Annotated in this window: 14 protein-coding genes; 13 read left to right on the forward strand and 1 reads right to left on the reverse strand. The window is 50.8% G+C overall.

Translation table 11 applies throughout. The features are described from left to right. Window positions 1-61: 61 nt before the first annotated feature. From ACJJI6_RS00800 to acpS, 8 genes are all read left to right on the forward strand, one after another. Window positions 62-1456 (forward strand): Do family serine endopeptidase, encoded by a 1395-nt coding sequence (locus ACJJI6_RS00800; protein WP_413662747.1) that lies wholly within the window; start codon window positions 62-64, stop codon window positions 1454-1456. A 134-nt stretch (window positions 1457-1590) separates the two neighbouring features. Beyond that, the gene (lepA, locus tag ACJJI6_RS00805) at window positions 1591-3396 is read left to right on the forward strand and encodes a translation elongation factor 4 (RefSeq protein ID WP_413662746.1); all 1806 of its coding nucleotides are present in this window, start codon (window positions 1591-1593) and stop codon (window positions 3394-3396) included. A 50-nt stretch (window positions 3397-3446) separates the two neighbouring features. Next, complete coding sequence (lepB, locus tag ACJJI6_RS00810) at window positions 3447-4214, forward strand: signal peptidase I (RefSeq protein WP_413662745.1); 768 nt, start codon at window positions 3447-3449, stop codon at window positions 4212-4214. A 53-nt stretch (window positions 4215-4267) separates the two neighbouring features. Beyond that, entirely contained in the window at window positions 4268-4708 is a 441-nt protein-coding gene (locus tag ACJJI6_RS00815; protein ID WP_475712204.1) for a DUF4845 domain-containing protein, read from the forward strand. Continuing rightward, complete coding sequence (gene rnc / locus ACJJI6_RS00820) at window positions 4701-5381, forward strand: ribonuclease III (protein ID WP_475712205.1); 681 nt, start codon at window positions 4701-4703, stop codon at window positions 5379-5381. The genes ACJJI6_RS00815 and rnc overlap by 8 nt, the downstream gene beginning before the upstream one ends. A 123-nt stretch (window positions 5382-5504) precedes the next feature. Beyond that, the gene (era, locus tag ACJJI6_RS00825; protein WP_475712206.1) at window positions 5505-6404 is read left to right on the forward strand and encodes a GTPase Era; all 900 of its coding nucleotides are present in this window, start codon (window positions 5505-5507) and stop codon (window positions 6402-6404) included. A gap of 92 nt (window positions 6405-6496) precedes the next feature. Then, window positions 6497-7183: a DNA repair protein RecO gene (gene recO, locus ACJJI6_RS00830; protein WP_475712207.1), complete on the forward strand. Its 687-nt coding sequence runs from the start codon at window positions 6497-6499 to the stop codon at window positions 7181-7183. Then, window positions 7180-7566, forward strand: a complete 387-nt coding sequence (acpS, locus tag ACJJI6_RS00835) for a holo-ACP synthase (protein ID WP_475712208.1) — start codon at window positions 7180-7182, stop codon at window positions 7564-7566. The genes recO and acpS overlap by 4 nt, the downstream gene beginning before the upstream one ends. Here the strand turns inward: acpS and ACJJI6_RS00840 are convergent. Further along, window positions 7563-10394, reverse strand: coding sequence for a response regulator (locus ACJJI6_RS00840; RefSeq protein ID WP_475712209.1), 2832 nt, complete (start codon window positions 10392-10394; stop codon window positions 7563-7565). The genes acpS and ACJJI6_RS00840 overlap by 4 nt on opposite strands. A 298-nt stretch (window positions 10395-10692) precedes the next feature. Between ACJJI6_RS00840 and cysM the strand changes: the two genes are divergently transcribed. The 5 genes from cysM to hemH all read left to right on the forward strand — a co-directional run bounded on the left by cysM (window position 10693) and on the right by hemH (window position 17321). After that, window positions 10693-11589: a cysteine synthase CysM gene (gene cysM, locus ACJJI6_RS00845; RefSeq protein WP_475712210.1), complete on the forward strand. Its 897-nt coding sequence runs from the start codon at window positions 10693-10695 to the stop codon at window positions 11587-11589. 640 nt (window positions 11590-12229) lie between these two features. Then, complete coding sequence (gene relA / locus ACJJI6_RS00850) at window positions 12230-14476, forward strand: GTP diphosphokinase (protein ID WP_475712211.1); 2247 nt, start codon at window positions 12230-12232, stop codon at window positions 14474-14476. Between the two features lie 19 nt (window positions 14477-14495). Further along, a complete protein-coding gene (mazG, locus tag ACJJI6_RS00855) occupies window positions 14496-15323 on the forward strand; it encodes a nucleoside triphosphate pyrophosphohydrolase (RefSeq protein WP_475712212.1) in 828 nt (275 codons plus the stop codon). A gap of 176 nt (window positions 15324-15499) precedes the next feature. Further along, on the forward strand, window positions 15500-16153 hold the full coding sequence (gene adk, locus ACJJI6_RS00860; RefSeq protein WP_282931972.1) for an adenylate kinase: 654 nt from the start codon (window positions 15500-15502) through the stop codon (window positions 16151-16153). Between the two features lie 169 nt (window positions 16154-16322). Then, complete coding sequence (hemH, locus tag ACJJI6_RS00865) at window positions 16323-17321, forward strand: ferrochelatase (RefSeq protein ID WP_475712213.1); 999 nt, start codon at window positions 16323-16325, stop codon at window positions 17319-17321. Window positions 17322-17557 lie beyond the last annotated feature (236 nt).

The following is a 17557-nucleotide window of genomic DNA, read 5'->3' on the forward strand; positions in this document are numbered from 1 at the left end:
TGAAAGGACTCGAAAATCCAATGGTTTCATATTAGAAGGGATCACTAGGGGTAACAAACCTATGGTTAAACGTTGTACACAATATCTACTGGTTCTTTGTCTGTTGGTTTCCGGGGCTGCCAGTGCCCGCGGACTACCCGAACTTACGGAGTTAATCGAAGATAACTCACCGGCAGTCGTCAAAATCAACACGGTTGATCGCAACCGCACTAGTCGCAGCAGCCAGCCGCAGCTTCAACAGGAAATTCCTGATATCTTCCGCCACCTTTTCGAGCCGCGCCAGCGCCAGCAGCGCCCGGTAGCGAGTATGGGGTCCGGCTTTATCATCTCTGAAGACGGTTATATCGTAACCAATAATCACGTGGTCGATGGTGCGGACCAGGTAACCGTTACATTGACTGATCGTCGCGAATACGAGGCGCAGGTTATCGGCAAGGATGTGCGCTCCGACCTGGCCCTGTTAAAGATCGACGCGGAAGACCTGTCGTCAGTACGCTGGGGGGATTCCGAAGAACTGCAGGTAGGAGAATGGGTTGTCGCTATTGGCTCTCCCTTCGGCTTGGACTACTCCGCAAGCGCCGGGATCGTCAGTGCGATGGGGCGCAGTATCCCCAATGAGAGCCGCGAGAATTACGTTCCTTTTATCCAGACAGATGTTGCAATTAACCCCGGAAATTCCGGAGGCCCGCTGTTTAACCTGGATGGCGAAGTGGTGGGTATCAACTCTCAGATCTATACCCGCAGTGGCGGTTCTATCGGGCTCTCCTTCGCTATTCCCGCAAGCCTTGCCCAGGATGTGGTTGCCCAGTTAAAAGAAAAAGGACGGGTGGATCGCGGGTGGCTCGGAGTGGGAATCAGTAATGTCGACCGCAATATGGCGGAAGCCATGGGCCTTGGTAAGCCCGCCGGCGCCCTGATCGATCAGGTGAGCCCTGGGTCGCCCGCAGCTCAAGCGGGAATTATGCCCGGTGATATCATTTTGCGCTTCCATGGTCAGAAGATAGGGGTTTTTGGTGACCTGCCGCACGTTGTAGGCCAGATTCGACCGGGTACACAGGCCCAGGTGGAGTTGATTCGCAATCGTAAACCCGAGCGCCTGAGTGTCACTGTCGGCACCCTGCCGGGTTCTGAAGATGAAGCGAGGCAAGTGGCAGCCAATCCCAGCTCTGGAGTGGGTGGGCGCCTGGGGGTCGTGGTTGAGGAAATTCCCGATATCCTGAAGCAACGCTGGAATGTGGAAACTGGGGTGCTGGTGAAGCAGGTGATTCCAGGCAAGCCCGGTGCCAAAGCAGGTTTGCGCAGTGGTGATATCATCGCGCAACTTGGTTTTGAAGAAGTTGGCGACATTAGTGACTACAAAACTGTCGTCAAGGATCTGCCGGAGGATGAGCTATTGCCGATTCGCTTCTTCCGGGCCGGGCAGTCCACTTTCCGTACAATTAAGATCGAAAGCTAGCCGCTTTCCAGCGATTGGTGGCCCATTGGGCCACCTAGCTCTCACCTCTGTCCATGAGTTCTGTTAGACTTGCGCCACACAGTTGGCACTATAGCCAGCTAATCATTTGATTTTGCAAGGGTTTTTATTCCGCAGTGGCCACAGATCTCTCTCATATCCGCAATTTCTCCATTATTGCCCATATCGACCACGGGAAATCTACCCTGGCTGACCGCTTTATCCAGGACTGTGGTGGCCTCTCCGATCGGGAGATGGCTGAACAGGTGCTGGACAGCATGGAGCTCGAGCGCGAGCGTGGGATTACCATCAAGGCGCAGAGTGTGACGCTCGACTATGAAGCGCGCGATGGTAAGACCTATCAGCTGAACTTTATTGATACCCCCGGACACGTGGATTTCTCCTATGAGGTGTCCCGTTCTCTGGCAGCTTGTGAAGGCGCGCTACTGGTGGTAGATGCCGCCCAGGGCGTTGAGGCCCAGTCGGTTGCCAACTGCTATACAGCCATTGAACAGGGGTTGGAAGTTATCCCTGTCTTGAACAAGATGGACTTGCCCCAGGCAGACCCTGAAAAGGTTGCCGAAGAAATTGAAGATATTATCGGTATCGATGCCGCCGAAGCGACTCGTTGCAGTGCTAAGTCTGGCCTCGGTGTTGAGGATGTACTGGAAGATCTGGTGCGCTTGGTACCACCGCCGGAAGGCGATGTCGATGCTCCTCTACAGGCGCTGATTATCGACTCATGGTTTGACAGCTACCTGGGCGTTGTTTCCTTGGTGCGTGTTGTCCAGGGCACCCTGAAAACCAAAGAAAAGATTGTCACCAAATCTATCGGTCGTGCCCATGTTGTGGACAGCGTGGGAATCTTTACACCCAAGCGCCACGAAACCGGTGTGCTTCGCGCAGGTGAAGTGGGCTTTGTGGTGGCAGGGATCAAGGATATTCATGGCGCTCCTGTGGGCGATACGCTGACCCATGCTAAGGGCGCCGATGACATTGATATGCTGCCGGGCTTCCAGAAGGTTAAGCCCCAGGTTTATGCAGGCTTGTTCCCGGTTAGTTCAGACGATTATGAGGCTTTCCGGGATGCGCTGGAGAAGCTGTCGCTGAACGATGCCTCCCTGTTCTACGAACCAGAAACATCCGATGCCCTGGGCTTTGGTTTCCGTTGTGGCTTCCTCGGCATGCTGCATATGGAAATTATCCAGGAGCGTCTGGAGCGGGAATACGACCTGGATCTGATTACCACAGCGCCGACCGTGGTTTATGAAGTTGAGCAGTCAGACGGTGAGATAGTGATGGTAGATAATCCATCGCGCTTACCCGATGTAGGCTCCATCGAAGAGATGAGGGAGCCGATTGCCGAGGTGAATATTCTTGTACCTCAGGAGTATTTGGGCAACGTCATCACTTTGTGTGTGGAAAAACGCGGTATTCAAAAGGACATGCAATACGTAGGTTCACAAGTGTCCCTGCGCTATGAGCTGCCGATGAGCGAAGTGGTTATGGACTTCTTCGACCGTCTCAAATCCGTAAGCCGCGGCTTTGCCTCTTTGGACTACAGCTTTGTCCGCTTTGAAGCGGCCAAGTTGGTGCGACTGGATATCCTGATTAATGGTGACCGGGTGGATGCTCTGGCGCTGATTGTCCACCGCGATAATGCGCAGCAGAAAGGCCGCGCAATGGCGGAAAAGATGAAAGAGCTGATTCCCCGTCAGATGTTTGATGTGGCGATCCAGGCGGCTATTGGTGGTCAGGTGGTTTCGAGAACCACGGTGAAGGCGCTGCGCAAAAACGTGACGGCCAAATGTTACGGTGGTGATGTTACTCGTAAGAAGAAGCTGCTGGAGAAGCAGAAAGCGGGTAAGCGCAGAATGAAGCAGTTGGGCCGTGTTGAAGTGCCGCAGGAGGCATTCCTGGCGGTACTGAAGGTGGATCAGTAGGGCTTCGGCCCTGCGCCACGACGAAAAATAAGGGATAGTAGAGAAAAGTAATGGATATAAATTTACCTCTGATTCTGCTGTGGTTGGTTGTGATTAGTGGCGGAATCTGGTTAGTTGACAGTCTGTTTTTCGCCCGTCAACGCAAGAAGAATGTCGGGGACCAGCAAGAAGATCCGATCGTTGTCGAGTACGCGAAGTCTTTCTTCCCGATTCTGGCGATCGTATTTGTTCTGCGCTCTTTTATTGTCGAGCCCTTCCAGATTCCTTCAGGTTCAATGATTCCAACATTGGAAGTCGGGGACTTTATTCTGGTCAACAAGTATGCCTACGGTGTGCGCTTGCCAGTGTCCCGAACCAAGGTAATGGATGTGGGTGAGCCCAAGCGCGGCGATGTCATGGTGTTCTTTCCACCCCACAATAACGATACTTACTACATCAAACGGGTGATTGGGTTACCCGGTGACAAGATAGAACTGAAGAACAATGTGCTCTATGTCAACGGTGAAATGGCTCGCCAAGAACTGATCCGGGCTATCCCGCCGAGTAACCCGCAAACAGAAGTCATGTGGGAAGATCTCGATGGCTATCGCCATGAGATGCAGAAAAGTGTCCGCCCCAGGCAGTACAGTAACTTTAGTGGGGTAGTGCCGGAAGGGCATTATTTTATGATGGGCGATAACCGCGATAACAGCCTCGATAGCCGGGAGTGGGGCTTTGTCCCAGAGAAGGATATCGTCGGCAAAGCTTTCGCCATTTGGATGCACTGGGACAAGTTGCTCAGTTTGCCCAGCTTTAAGCGTGTAGGCTCAATCCAATAAAGAAACCAGCCGGGCGTTAGCCCGGTTATTTATAAAGGATAGAGGGCATAGTTATGGGTAGTAAACTCAACCTTTCACTGCAGCAGCAGCGCGGTATGGGCTACTGGGGTTGGCTGCTGATTATCGCGCTGTTGGGATTTGCTTTGACCTGTGTGTCCAAGATGGCACCGGCCTACGTAGATGCTCGTTACGTTAACGAAGGGCTAAAAAGCCTCGGTCAAAACCCAAACCTGGAAAATATGACCACGGGTCAAATCAAAAAAGAGCTGAACCGTTTTTTCCAGGTTAACAATGTGCGCGGAGAACCCACTAAATCTGTGCAGGTAGTTCGCGGCGCAAAGGGATCTGTGGTGAGCATCAATTACGAACTGCGCCAGCCGCTGATATACAACGTAGATGTTGTGATGAAGTTTAATAAACAGCTCGACACTGCGAAGCCGGAGCTTTGCTGTGATGCGCTGATCGATCTGGAGCAATTCCGCAAACGTGACTGATCTTTTATTGGAACGCCTTTGCAAGCGCCTCGGCCATGATTTTGATCAGGCCGAGCTGCTTGAGTTGGCTCTTACTCACCGATCCCATGGGAGTCGTAATAATGAGCGCCTGGAGTTTCTCGGCGACTCGATACTCGGGTTCACTATCGGCGCGGCACTTTACGAGCAGTTCCCCAACGGGCGCGAGGGGCAGTTGAGCCGCTTGAGGGCACAATTGGTTAGCGGTGAAACCCTGGCAAAACTTGCCCGGGAGTTGGAAATTGGCGATTGCCTGCGCCTCGGTGAAGGTGAAATGAAGAGTGGCGGCTTTCGTCGGGCATCGATTCTGGCCGATGCCGTAGAGGCTCTTATTGGGGCCATCTATCTGGATGCCGGTTTGGAGGCTGCGCGCGCCCGGGTACTTGAGTGGTTTGCATTGCGCTTGCAGGGCCTATCATTAGAGACTGTGAAGGATCCCAAAACCCGCTTGCAGGAGTGGCTGCAGGCGCGTAGAAAACCTCTGCCGGAATATAAAGTCGTAGATGTTTCTGGCGCTGAACACGCCCAGCATTTTGTAGTGGAGTGCCGTGTCAGTGGCCTTACACAGCCCGTAAAAGGCGAAGCCAGTAGTCGCCGTAATGCTGAAAAGACTGCGGCGGTGGAAGCTTATAAGCTCCTCACCGGGCAGGACTAACCTTACAATAGAAACGACGCGCCGGATCCATTTCCCGCATCGTAATGATAGCCCCCTGTATCACTGGGGGCGCTTCTGGCTCCGGGGCTTCCCGGAGACCTCCAACTCTTTCGGAGAAATTTCTTGAGCGAACAACCTTCTCGCTGTGGCTATGTCGCGATTGTCGGCCGCCCCAATGTGGGAAAATCCACACTGTTGAACCACCTGCTGGGGCAGAAACTCGCGATTACTTCGCGCAAGCCGCAGACCACCCGCCACAATATGCTCGGTATTAAAACCGAAGGTGCAAACCAGATTATTTTTGTCGATACACCGGGTCTGCACTCCGATCAAGAAAAAGCGATTAACCGCTATATGAACCGAGCTGCCGCTAGTGCTGCGCGGGATGTGGATGTAGTGGTGTTTGTTGTAGAGCGCACTCGTTGGAGTGAGGCAGACCAGTTGGTGGCAGACAAGCTGCGCGGTATTAAATGCCCATTAATTATCGCCGTGAACAAGGTGGACCAGCTCGAAAATAAAGCTGATCTACTGCCCCAGCTACAAGCCCTGGCTGAGGAGCATCCAAAAGCTGAAATTGTACCCATATCAGCCTTGCGCAACGTAAATCTGGATACTCTGGAAGAGGTTATTCTGAAGCACTTGCCTGAGGGGCAGCATTTCTTCCCCGAAGATCAAGTGACTGACCGCAGCTCGCGCTTTCTCGCAGCAGAAATTGTTCGCGAAAAGATTATGCGTCAATTGGGTGCCGAGGTTCCCTACCAAGTTACTGTGGAGGTAGAGGAGTTTGCCCAAGAGGGTAAGGTCTTGCATATCAGCGCTGCTATTTTGGTTGAGCGGGCAGGCCAAAAACGTATCATCATTGGAAATAAGGGCGAGCGAATCAAACAGATTGGCAGCCAGGCTAGAGAAGATATGGTGCGCTTGTTTGATAGCAAGATAATGCTCAATTTGTGGGTGAAGGTGAAATCTGGCTGGTCTGATGATGAGCGGGCTCTGCGCAGTCTCGGTTATAGAGACGAGTAATCATCAGGGTAATTTCCCCTGAACCTATGAAAACGCCTCAACCGCCTCAACCCGCATATATCCTCCATTCGCGGCCCTATAAAGACTCCAGTTTGATCCTGGAGCTTTTCACTCCTGATTACGGCCGGCTGGGCTGTGTCGCCCGTGGAGCCCGCCGTGACAAGCAGCGCCGCCAACAAGCGTTGCAGCCTTTCACCCCGTTGCTTGTCACATTGATGGGAGCGGGTTCACTTAAAACGCTCGGTCCAGTCGAAAATGTTGGTGTACCACTATGGCTCAAGAGCCGAGCGGTTTATGCGGGCCTTTATGCCAATGAGCTGATGGTAAGGCTCCTTCCCGAGGGTGAGGCGCACTATACACTTTTCGCGGCTTATCAAAGTCTGTTGGAGTCTCTCTCCCTACTTGAAGGGCTATCCAATTCTGAGCTTGAAGGCCCACTGCGCCGTTTTGAATTACAGCTGTTACTTGAGCTAGGTACCTGTCCATCTCTCAATATCTGCGGCCCGCAAGGAGGCCCTGTAAGTGAAGAGGGGATTTATCGCTTGGATGTCGAGCGGGGTTTAATTCCTGTCCACCGCTCCAGTGATGAGAGCCTGGGAGAACTTGATTTTTCAGGTGTGGAACTGTTCGCTATGGATAGCGCTATGAAGGGGGGCAGTTGGCCCAGTGAGGCTTTGGCACCGGCAAAGCGCCTAACACGCTTATTGTTGCGGGGAGTCCTGGGGGACAAGCCCTTACAGAGCCGAGAACTTTTTCGACAGGTTTACGGAAAAAAATGATAGTAAGTATTGGCACTGATATTTGTAACTATAACCGTATAGAAGTTGCGTGGCAGCGCTTTGGCAATCGTTTTGTTGAGCGTATCCTCAGTGCTGGTGAGAGGGAGGACTTTTATGGGATGGCTGGGCCCATTCGTGCAGCTTACCTATGCAAGCGGTTTGCGGCGAAGGAGGCGGTAGCGAAGGCCTTGGGTACCGGGATTGGTGAAGGGGTTTCCTGGCAAGACATCGATGTCCGTCGCCGCAAGGGAGCTGCACCGCAGGTGGTGCTGGCGGGCGCAGCTGAGGAGAGGGCCGAAAAACTTGGTGTGGACAGAATCCACCTCAGCCTGTCTGATGAAAAAGACTCGGCCCTGGCATTCGTTGTATTTGAATCCTGCTAGGCAACTACCTCCAGTCCAAAGAGCGCATCCAAGTCCTGTTCAGAAGCCCACTCGCGCAGGGCCCGGATCTCCCTGAGAACAGCATTGAGTTTGCGCTGGTCAAAGGCTTGGGCATCGGAGCCTTGGATAGTGCGCAATGCCTCTTGTAACACGCAAGTTGATTCTCTCAAGCGTGAAACTCCGCAATAGCAGCAGCCACCGTGCATGCGATGGGTGAGTTCGAACATGCCTTTGTAATCCCCAAGGTTGTACAACCTTTCCAGTTCTCTCTCATCTGAACTGAGACCGTCAATCAACATGCGCAGCATGTCCCTGGCCAGCTTGGCATCGCCGTTGGCGAGGGTCAGGCATTCGCCAATGTCTACCAGACGCATCTCCTCAATCTTCACTTTTTCTGCGGCCTGGGGAGTGATGATCTTAAGCCAGCGCTTGATCATATGGGAGAGCTGGGCCTCGCTAACAGGCTTGCTTAAGTAGTCGTCCAGTCCCGCAGACAGCAGGCGTGCTTTTTCTTCGGCGCCAGCGTGGGCGGTGAGGGCAATGATTGGAGTACGGCGGCCGGTCTCCTGCTCACGAATCAGACGTGTAGCTTCGATACCATCCATCTCGGGCATTTGAATATCCATAAATACCAGGTCGAAAGCTCCCTGCTGCCAGAGCTGTAGAGCTTCTTCGCCGCTTGCTGCAATAACGACTTCTACATCTTGTGCTCGCAGAAGTTCGCCGACCAGTCGGCGGTTTGCCGCGTGGTCATCCACTGCCAACACACGCGGTGGTGCAGGCCACGGTAGCGCCTGTACCCCGCCATTAACCCGCTGTTGCCCCTGCTGTGGTACCGCTCGTTTCAGGGATCGCAGCAAATTGTCCCGGGTGACGGGTTTGCTAAGGAAAGTGAGAGTGCGGGTGCGCAGTTGGTCGTAGCAGCGACGCAATTCAGCGGGTGGGCCTAGTACGATCACGCGGCACTGATAGGTATCAACCAGCGACTGCACTTTGCTACTGAAATTATCAAAATCACCTTTGGCAGTAGCTGTATCGATAATAACCGCATCCGGTAGGGCATCGTGCCGCCACATTTGCTCGATTGCCGGTTGCAGAGTATCGGTATCGCCGAGTTCTATGGGCTCCACTTGCCATTGGCTGAGTAGCTGGGCTACCTGGGTCCGTGTAACTGGGTTGGGGTCTGCAAGTAAAATTCGGCAGCCAGGATATTGAATACGCGGATACATGCCTCGATTACGTTCAGCCTGGAGGGAAACTTGCACCCAACAGGTGTTGCCGTCATTGGCTGTTTCTTCAATACCTGTACAGCCGCTCATTCTCTCAACTAGGCTGCGGGCTATAGACATCCCTAAACCATTTGCGCTGATTTGTTGGGTGAGCTGTGGGGACTTGCTAGTGAGGATGTTCTCAATTTCACGGCGACCAGCCTCGTCAATACGGTTACCCAGGCCGGTAACCGAAATACGGAGTACAAGTTCTGAGTTATTAATGCTATGTACTGACAAGCGCACAGGGATATTGCCATTTGCTGAGCTGCGCACCGCGTTACCGATCAAGTTTGTAAGTATTTGCTTAATTCGTAACGGGTCTCCGATTAAAGTGGGAGGGAGTTGAGAATCGATCAAGGGCACCAGTTCCAGATGGTGCTCATAGGCGTTTGGGGCCAGTATTTGCAGGGTCTCTTCAAGTAGTAAGCCAAGGTCCATAGGGATATGGTCAAGGACCAGGTTGCCGGACTCAATGCGGGAAAAGTCCAGGATGTCGTTGATGGTAGTCAACAGGTTTTCCGATGAACGTAAAATGGTTTGCAGGTAATCCTGCTGTAGCTCATCAATTCCAGTTTTTAACAACAGGTTGGTAAAACCGATAATGCCATTTAAAGGTGTGCGAATCTCGTGACTGGTATTGGCTAGGAACGTCGATTTAATCCTGCTTGCTTCCTGCGCCCTTTTACGTGCTAAGTCCAGCTCAATATTTTGTTCTTCCATACAGTCCAGGGATTGGCGCAGGTCATCCATAGACTGGAGCAAGTTGGCTTTGTATTCCTGTTGGTAACTGGACAGGCTTTCAGCCATCTCGTTAATTTGGTTTCCCAGTTGAGCGAGTTCTCGATTCTCCGTTTCATGGGTGCGTCGACCAAACTCACCTCTGCCAATCGCCTCCAGAGTATGCCCCATTCTAATCAGGCTGTGAGCAAAGCGCTCAGACATGATGACCGACCAGGCCAGCGCGGCTAGGGTACAGAGAATCAACCCCACCAAGCCTACGAGTAAAACTTGGTAAGTTCCCACCAGGAAATAGGGGCGATGTAGCTCAATACTTATCCAGCAGGTGGTGATATCGCCTTTCAATGGCTGTAAAACCTGAAGGGTCTCATCATCTTCAAAAATAAAGGGTTCGCGCTTGTTAAGGGTGTCCCTGCTAATGGGGGTGCGTGGACGCGGCCCGACACTGGCCAGTAAGCTGAGTCCGGTGCTGGGGTTTAGGGTTAGCTTGGGGCTGGGTTCGGTGGAGTAGACATGAACAGATCTGACCATATCTTTTTCCAGCATTAGCGCCAGCAAACTTTTACGCAGCCACTCCATTCTAAGTTCAGCTGGATGGCCCCCGCTCATCTCAATTAGTTCAGCTAGCTGTTCGGCGCTGGCTCGACCGTGGCTTAATAGTAATTGGCGACGATCGTGCATTTGCTGCAGGGTGAAAACGAGAGCGAGGAGCAAGGACAGAATTAGTGCGGGTGCTACAGTAAGGCGAAATACCAGGGTTCGTAAGGATCGAGGTTGCTCTGGTTCCTCGATTGAGAGAATAGGGTTGCCTGGGGCCATGTTAAGAGGGGCCTTGTACGATTATTTTTCCCTCATTTTACCGTTATGTACATCTGAGCGCACTCATTCACTTATCAGAAAACGCTTCTTTTTTGTCACAATATGCGCGTTTTAGAGGCTCAAGGATTCACTTTGCTAAGATTAGATAGCGCGGCATAGCCATCTGAATAATACCGCTTCAGGTATATCTCCCTTAATAACCTGGGTAGGGAGTAGACCAAAGTAGATGGTATTTAGTGCATAGTAACGCTTGCTGTACACTTGGGCCCCGCGAGATTTTTCTGGAATTTATTGCATTATGGATTATCCAACAATTGCTGACTGCGTAGGCAATACCCCGCTGGTTAAACTACAGCGCCTGCCAGGTGATACCAGTAATACTGTTTTGCTCAAGCTGGAAGGCAATAACCCTGCGGGTTCGGTAAAAGACCGCCCGGCACTTTCAATGATCAACCATGCGGAAGCTGCAGGATATATTTCTCCAGGAGATACCCTGATTGAAGCGACCAGCGGTAATACAGGAATTGCCCTGGCAATGGCTGCAGCGATTAAGGGCTATCAAATGATATTGATTATGCCCGACAGTGCTACCGAGGAGCGCAAGGCTTCAATGACAGCTTATGGCGCTGAGTTGATATTGGTTAGCGCTGAAGAAGGTATGGAGGGTGCGCGGGACTTAGCTTTGCAAATGCAAGAGGATAAAAAAGGATTGGTACTGAACCAGTTTGCCAATAGCGATAATCCCCTGGCTCACTATGAGGGAACCGGTCCAGAGATTTGGCAGCAGACCTATGGAACGGTGACTCACTTTGTCTCCTCAATGGGTACAACCGGTACCATTATGGGATGCGGGCGTTACTTGAAGGAGCAAAATCCCGATATTCAAATCGTTGGATTGCAGCCAACTGAAGGCTCCAGTATTCCGGGAATTCGCCGTTGGCCGGAGGCATACTTACCTAAGATTTTTGTTCCTGAGCAAGTGGATATCGTCATGGATATGGACCAGCGAGAAGCTGAGGATATGACTCGCAGGTTGGCGAAAGAAGAGGGTATCTTTTGTGGCGTTTCCTCTGGAGGGGCGGTAGCCGGTGCTTTAAGGCTGTCTGCGCATCTAGAAAATGCGACGATTGTTGCAATTGTCTGTGATCGTGGAGATCGTTATTTATCTTCAGGACTTTTTGCCTCCCCAAAATAGTTCTTATTTTTATTCTCTAGTTTATCTTATTGTGTTGATCAATGCTGGAAATAAAGTACTTTAAATCCAGCATTGTGCCTGATATCTACTAGCAAAAACTTTGTGAAACTCGCAGCTTTGTAAAGTGATTCCCCAATCAATTTACAATCATCTCTTTTGCCCCTTTTTTTTGGAGGGATCCTTTAATCCTCTTGCTATATGTGCATTGCCAGTTAAAAAAAGCAATAACTAAGCTAGTAAATACAAAAAACTGATAGTTTGTAAAGTTCGGTAAAGCCTTGTTTAGTGTTCATGTAGAGGTGGAGAAATTCACTTTTAAGTAACAAATGCAACCTGTTCACTTCTCTCGATATTCCCCAATATCACAATTTTAGTTTTCTATAGGCATTGGTTTTGCAGGTTTACTGTTGGTTAAAAGGTCAACAAGCTGGACAAGACTTATACCCTCCCACTCAAATTGGTACGAAAAACTGCTGATTTTCGCGCAGCTTATTGAAATGTATACAGAAAATCATGGACTTTGGTGAGTTCAAACCTATGATAGAGAAGCGCTTAATCCAGCATGAGCACTGAGTAAATGTGCTGCTAAGCCAGGTAACGACAAAATTATGCCAATAACACAAATGACTCTTGTTAAAACATGGTTCAAGTAAGAAAGCATCATTCCTTTGGTGGAGAAGGTGAACTCGACCTTGAATCCTGGTTGCGCCATGTACAGAAACTCGCGGGCCTGGATGGTTCTGCGATAGTAACTTTGCGGCGCGCAGCTGAGATGAGTGCCGAGGCAGAACAGCGCGCAATTGAGGCGGAAAATATCTGGGCTGAGGGCGCTAGCAGTTTTGCCACTGGCCTTGAGATGGCTGAGATTCTCGCCGACTTACAAATAGACTCAGAAGCACTTGTCGCGGCGGTGCTGTACCGTGCCGTACGTGAAAAACGCCTGTCACTGCAAGCAGTGGAAAAAGAATTTGGTGAGCGAGTTGCCAAGTTGATTCGTGGTGTTTTGCGTATGGCTGCGATTCGCAGTCGCAGCGCAGATACCGGAGAAGAGAGCCCGAGTGGTGCGGTAGAGGAACATTCAGAGAATATCCGGCGTATGCTGGTGGCATTGGTCGACGACGTGCGAGTTGCTTTGATCAAACTCGCTGAGCGTACCTGTGCTATTCGTGCTGCAAAAAACTCAGAGCCGGCTAAACGCCAGAGAGTTGCTCGTGAAGTAGCCGATGTTTATGCACCCCTTGCCCACCGCCTGGGAATTGGTCATATCAAATGGGAATTAGAAGATCTATCTTTTCGTTATCTTGAGCCGGAAGATTACAAGCAGATTGCTCGCTTGCTAGATGAGAAAAGATTGGCTCGGCAGCAGTATATCGATGAGGTATTGGAGCTATTGCGCTCTGAACTCGAGCGCGCCCATATTGAAGGTGATGTCTACGGGCGAGCAAAGCATATCTATAGTATCTGGCGGAAAATGCGCCGGAAAAATATCGGCTTTTCCCAGGTTTATGATATTCGCGCAGTGCGTATTCTTGTCCCAACAGTAAGGGATTGCTATGCGGTTCTGGGTATAGTGCACAACCTCTGGCGCAACATACCGAATGAATTCGATGATTATATCGCCTCCCCCAAAGAAAACGGTTATCGCTCTCTGCACACGGCTGTAATTGGCCCCGAGCGAAAGGTGCTCGAGGTTCAAATCCGAACTTTTGCTATGCATGAAGAGGCGGAATACGGTGTTTGTGCTCACTGGCGTTACAAGGGCACTGATCTTAAGAGCGAGAGTAAAGATAGCTACGAGCAAAAAATATCCTGGTTGCGTCAGGTGCTTGACTGGCATGAAGAGGTGGGAGGTAACCCACTACAAGATGATTTGCGCTCCAGTGAGGCAGATTCACGTATTTATGTATTTACCCCCGGCGGTCATGTTGTAGACCTGCCTCGGGGTGCAACACCATTGGACTTTGCCTACAAGATCCATACAGAAATTGGTCACCGTTGTCGTGGGGCTAAAGTAGATGGCCGAATCGTGCCGCTCAACCATCGGTTGGAGACAGCCAATCAGGTTGAAATCCTCACAGGAAAACTCGAAGCGCCGAGTCGCGATTGGCTCTCTTCGGGCATGGCCTATATCACTACCTCTCGTGCCCGAGCCAAGATTATTCACTGGTTTAAGCAGCAGGCTCGGGATCAGAATATCGCCGATGGCCGCAGTATTCTCGACCGGGAATTTAAGCAGCTGGCGCTGAGTGATTTCGATTTCGATAAGTTGGCAGCCAAGCTCAACATGCATTCCCTAGAGGACCTCTATGCGGCAGTGGGTGCCGGTGATATAGGCGTGGGTCAGGTTCTCAACGCAGCCCAGCGAATGGTGAAGGTCGACAATGTGCCTCGGGTACCATCGCTGACGGCTCCAGTTGCCCGGGGAGAAGGCAAGGCAGATGTCTATATCGACGGAGTGGGTAATTTGCTCACCCACATTGCCGGCTGTTGTAACCCCGTTCCAGGCGATGAAATTATGGGGTATATCACCCTTGGGCGCGGGGTTTCTATACATCGTAAAGACTGCGCAAATATGCTGCGTATGCAGGTTGAGGAGTCTGAAAGGGTACTCCAGGTAAGTTGGGCGGAAAAACCCCGTGAACTTTACGCCGTAGAAATTATGATCGAAGCCTACGATCGCCAAGGCCTGTTGCGGGATGTCACGGTGATGCTGGACAGTCAGAAAATTAATATTACCGCTATGCAAACCCGCTCTAATAAGAACAAGCATACGGTAGAAATGATCGTGACTGCTGAGATCCACAACTTTGAAGAGTTGAGCCAAGTTTTACATCGGATCAATCAACTGCCCAATGTGGCAGCGGCAAAGCGGCGAATTCTGCGCTGAACGTTGAGTAAGGAATAACGTGGAAAAGAATTACTCTGTGGAGGACCTCCTCCACTTGATGGCTCAGCTTCGCAGCCCTGAGGGCGGTTGCCCTTGGGACCTGAAACAGGACTTTGCCAGTATTGTCCCCTCTACGATTGAAGAGGCCTATGAGGTAGCAGAGGCTATTGAGCAGGAAGACTTTGAGCACCTGCACGAAGAGCTCGGAGATCTGCTCTTCCAAGTCATTTTTTATGCCCAGTTAGGGCGTGAGAAAGACCACTTTGATTTCCCCCAGATTGTTGACACTTTGGTACGCAAACTAGTGCGTAGGCATCCCCATGTCTTTCCAAGTGGAACCCTTTACGGCGACCGCTCTGCCGAAGCTCTTGATGAAGCTGAAGTAAAGAGGAATTGGGAGGCGATTAAAGAGGCCGAACGCACTGCCAAAGGGGATGCAGGAACCCTGGCAGGAGTAGCTGTGGGTCTTCCGGCTTTGACGCGTGCGGCCAAATTACAGAAGCGCGCCTCCCGTGTCGGTTTTGACTGGCCCAATATTGATGGTGTCCTTGATAAGATTGAGGAAGAAGTTGCAGAGCTGCGAGAGGCTGTGACAAATGGGGATACGGAGCATGCAAAGGAGGAGCTGGGGGATCTGCTTTTCTCTTGTGTGAATGCATCCCGCCACCTGAAGGTTGATCCTGAGGTAGCTTTGCGGGGGTGTAGCAGGAAATTTGAGCGGCGTTTTGGTTATGTTGAGTCCAGTTTACACAGTGAAGGTCGGCAAGTATCAGAGGCAACGCTGGAGGAACTGGACAGACTTTGGGATAAGGCCAAAGTTCGGCGGGAGCCCGGTACTGATAGCTAGGGATCTTAACAGGCTTACATAGAGCGGAGCTTTGAGCCCCTTTTAGTACTCTGTGGTTTGTATGGATTGTGGGGGTATCGGTAGCAATCTTGCCCAATCTGAGGTGTGAGTGTAAGGTAGCGCTCTTTTAGCGCGGCGGCTTTTGGTTCGTCGATAGTATTGGAGGCTTACTGAACATGCGAATTATTCTCTTGGGCGCGCCGGGAGCCGGCAAGGGCACTCAGGCTCAATTCATAACAGAGAAGTTCGGCATTCCGCAGATCTCCACCGGCGATATGCTTCGCGCTGCGGTGAAGGCGGGTACCCCTCTTGGCCTACAGGCCAAGGATGTTATGGACGCGGGAAAATTGGTTTCTGACGACCTGATCATTGCGTTAGTTAAGGAGCGCATTGCCCAGGAAGACTGCGCTAAAGGGTTCCTGTTCGATGGCTTCCCTCGCACCATTCCCCAGGCTGAAGCCCTTCTGGAAGCCGATGTACATATCGATCATGTTCTGGAGATCGCTGTTGACGATGAAGAAATCGTAAAGCGTCTCTCGGGCCGCCGGGTTCATGAAAACTCTGGTCGCGTCTATCACATCGTATACAACCCGCCCAAGGCTGAGGGTGTCGATGATGTGACTGGCGAGGCACTGATCCAGCGTACAGATGATACTGAAGAAACTGTTCGCAACCGTTTGGCGGTTTATCACGAGCAGACGGCACCACTGGTAGGCTTCTACCGCGAGCTGGAAGCACGCTCTCCTGAAGCGGCTCCCAAGTACAGCAAGGTAATGGGTGTTGGCGGTATGGATGAGATTCGCGAGAAAGTGTTGGAAGCTCTCAGCTGAGATCATCGCTAACATTTTTTAAAAGCCCCCACTTGGGGGCTTTTTTGTATCTCCAGAAGTGATATTGAGCGAGTTGATCACGGCGGTATTGGCCTGGCAGTATGCGCTCTTCCCTGCCCGATAACTGGCAGGATTTCTTGAAAGGATTAGATTTCTAACGGGGCGGTTTATGTCTACGGCAATAATTTTGATGAATTTAGGTACTCCAGCTGAGCCTACACCTACAGCAGTAAGAAGTTTTTTGCGGGAATTCCTTTCAGATCCGAGGGTTGTCGAGATACCGCGGCCAATCTGGCTGACCATATTGAACTGCTTGGTACTGCCTTTTCGTCCACAACGTATTGCCCCTGCCTATGCGGAAATATGGAATAGCAGTGCAGATGAAACAAAAGTGGAAGGATCGCCGCTTCTCTACTATACGCAGAAGCAAGCAGAGCTGTTGCAGCAGCGTTTAAAAGCAAAAGGTTGCGATGTCGCTGTTGAATATGCCATGACTTATGGTGAGCCCCGCCTCGACAACACCATAGAAACCCTGCGCGAGAAAGGTTTCGAGTCTTTTATAGTGCTTCCCCTATATCCCCAATATTCGGCTACCACAACTGCAGCAATTTATGATCAGGTGGCGCAAATTTTTCGCAATAGTCGCGATATTCCGGATATTTCTCTGATTCGAGATTATTACCAAAATCCGCTCTACATAAAATCCCTGGCCAATTCAGTAAAAGAACACTGGGAAAAAGCAGGGCCAGCGGAAAAATTGTTAGTTTCATTTCACGGTATCCCAAAAGCCAATGTTGATAAGGGGGACCCCTATTATCGCCATTGCATGGAAACCGCACGGTTATTAGCGGATGAACTAGAAATCAGTGAGGATAAGTGGCAAGTCACATTTCAATCGCGCTTTGGTAAGGCAGAGTGGCTACAGCCATACACCGATAAGACCCTTATTGAATGGGGTAAAACAGGAGTTAGTAGTGTCGATGTAATTTGCCCGGCTTTTTCTGCGGATTGCCTGGAAACATTGGAAGAAATTTCGGTAGAGAATCGCGCTAATTTTATTGGTGCTGGGGGCAGTGACTACCGATATATTCCTGCATTAAATTTGCGTGAGGATCATATAGAGGCGCTTGCGGAAATTGTGCAAACTAAGCTCAATGGGACAAAATAATTTCTACCAAAGTGCTAAAACGGGACCCAAAAGTGAAAATTGATAAGAAAAATATACTTTTTTTATAAAAAGTTTCTCATTTTTCGCTTTTTTACTTGCAATGCCGGGTATTTTTATTAACTTTGATAAAGTTGTATCGAAATAGGCGGTGCGGCGCTCTGCATAAGTAATAAAAACGGCCGATTCCAGTTTTTATTCGATAGCTAAAAGGCAATGCTGCCGGCACACTTTTGGAT

This window comes from Microbulbifer maximicatervae (SeqCode) (genome assembly GCF_056232625.1).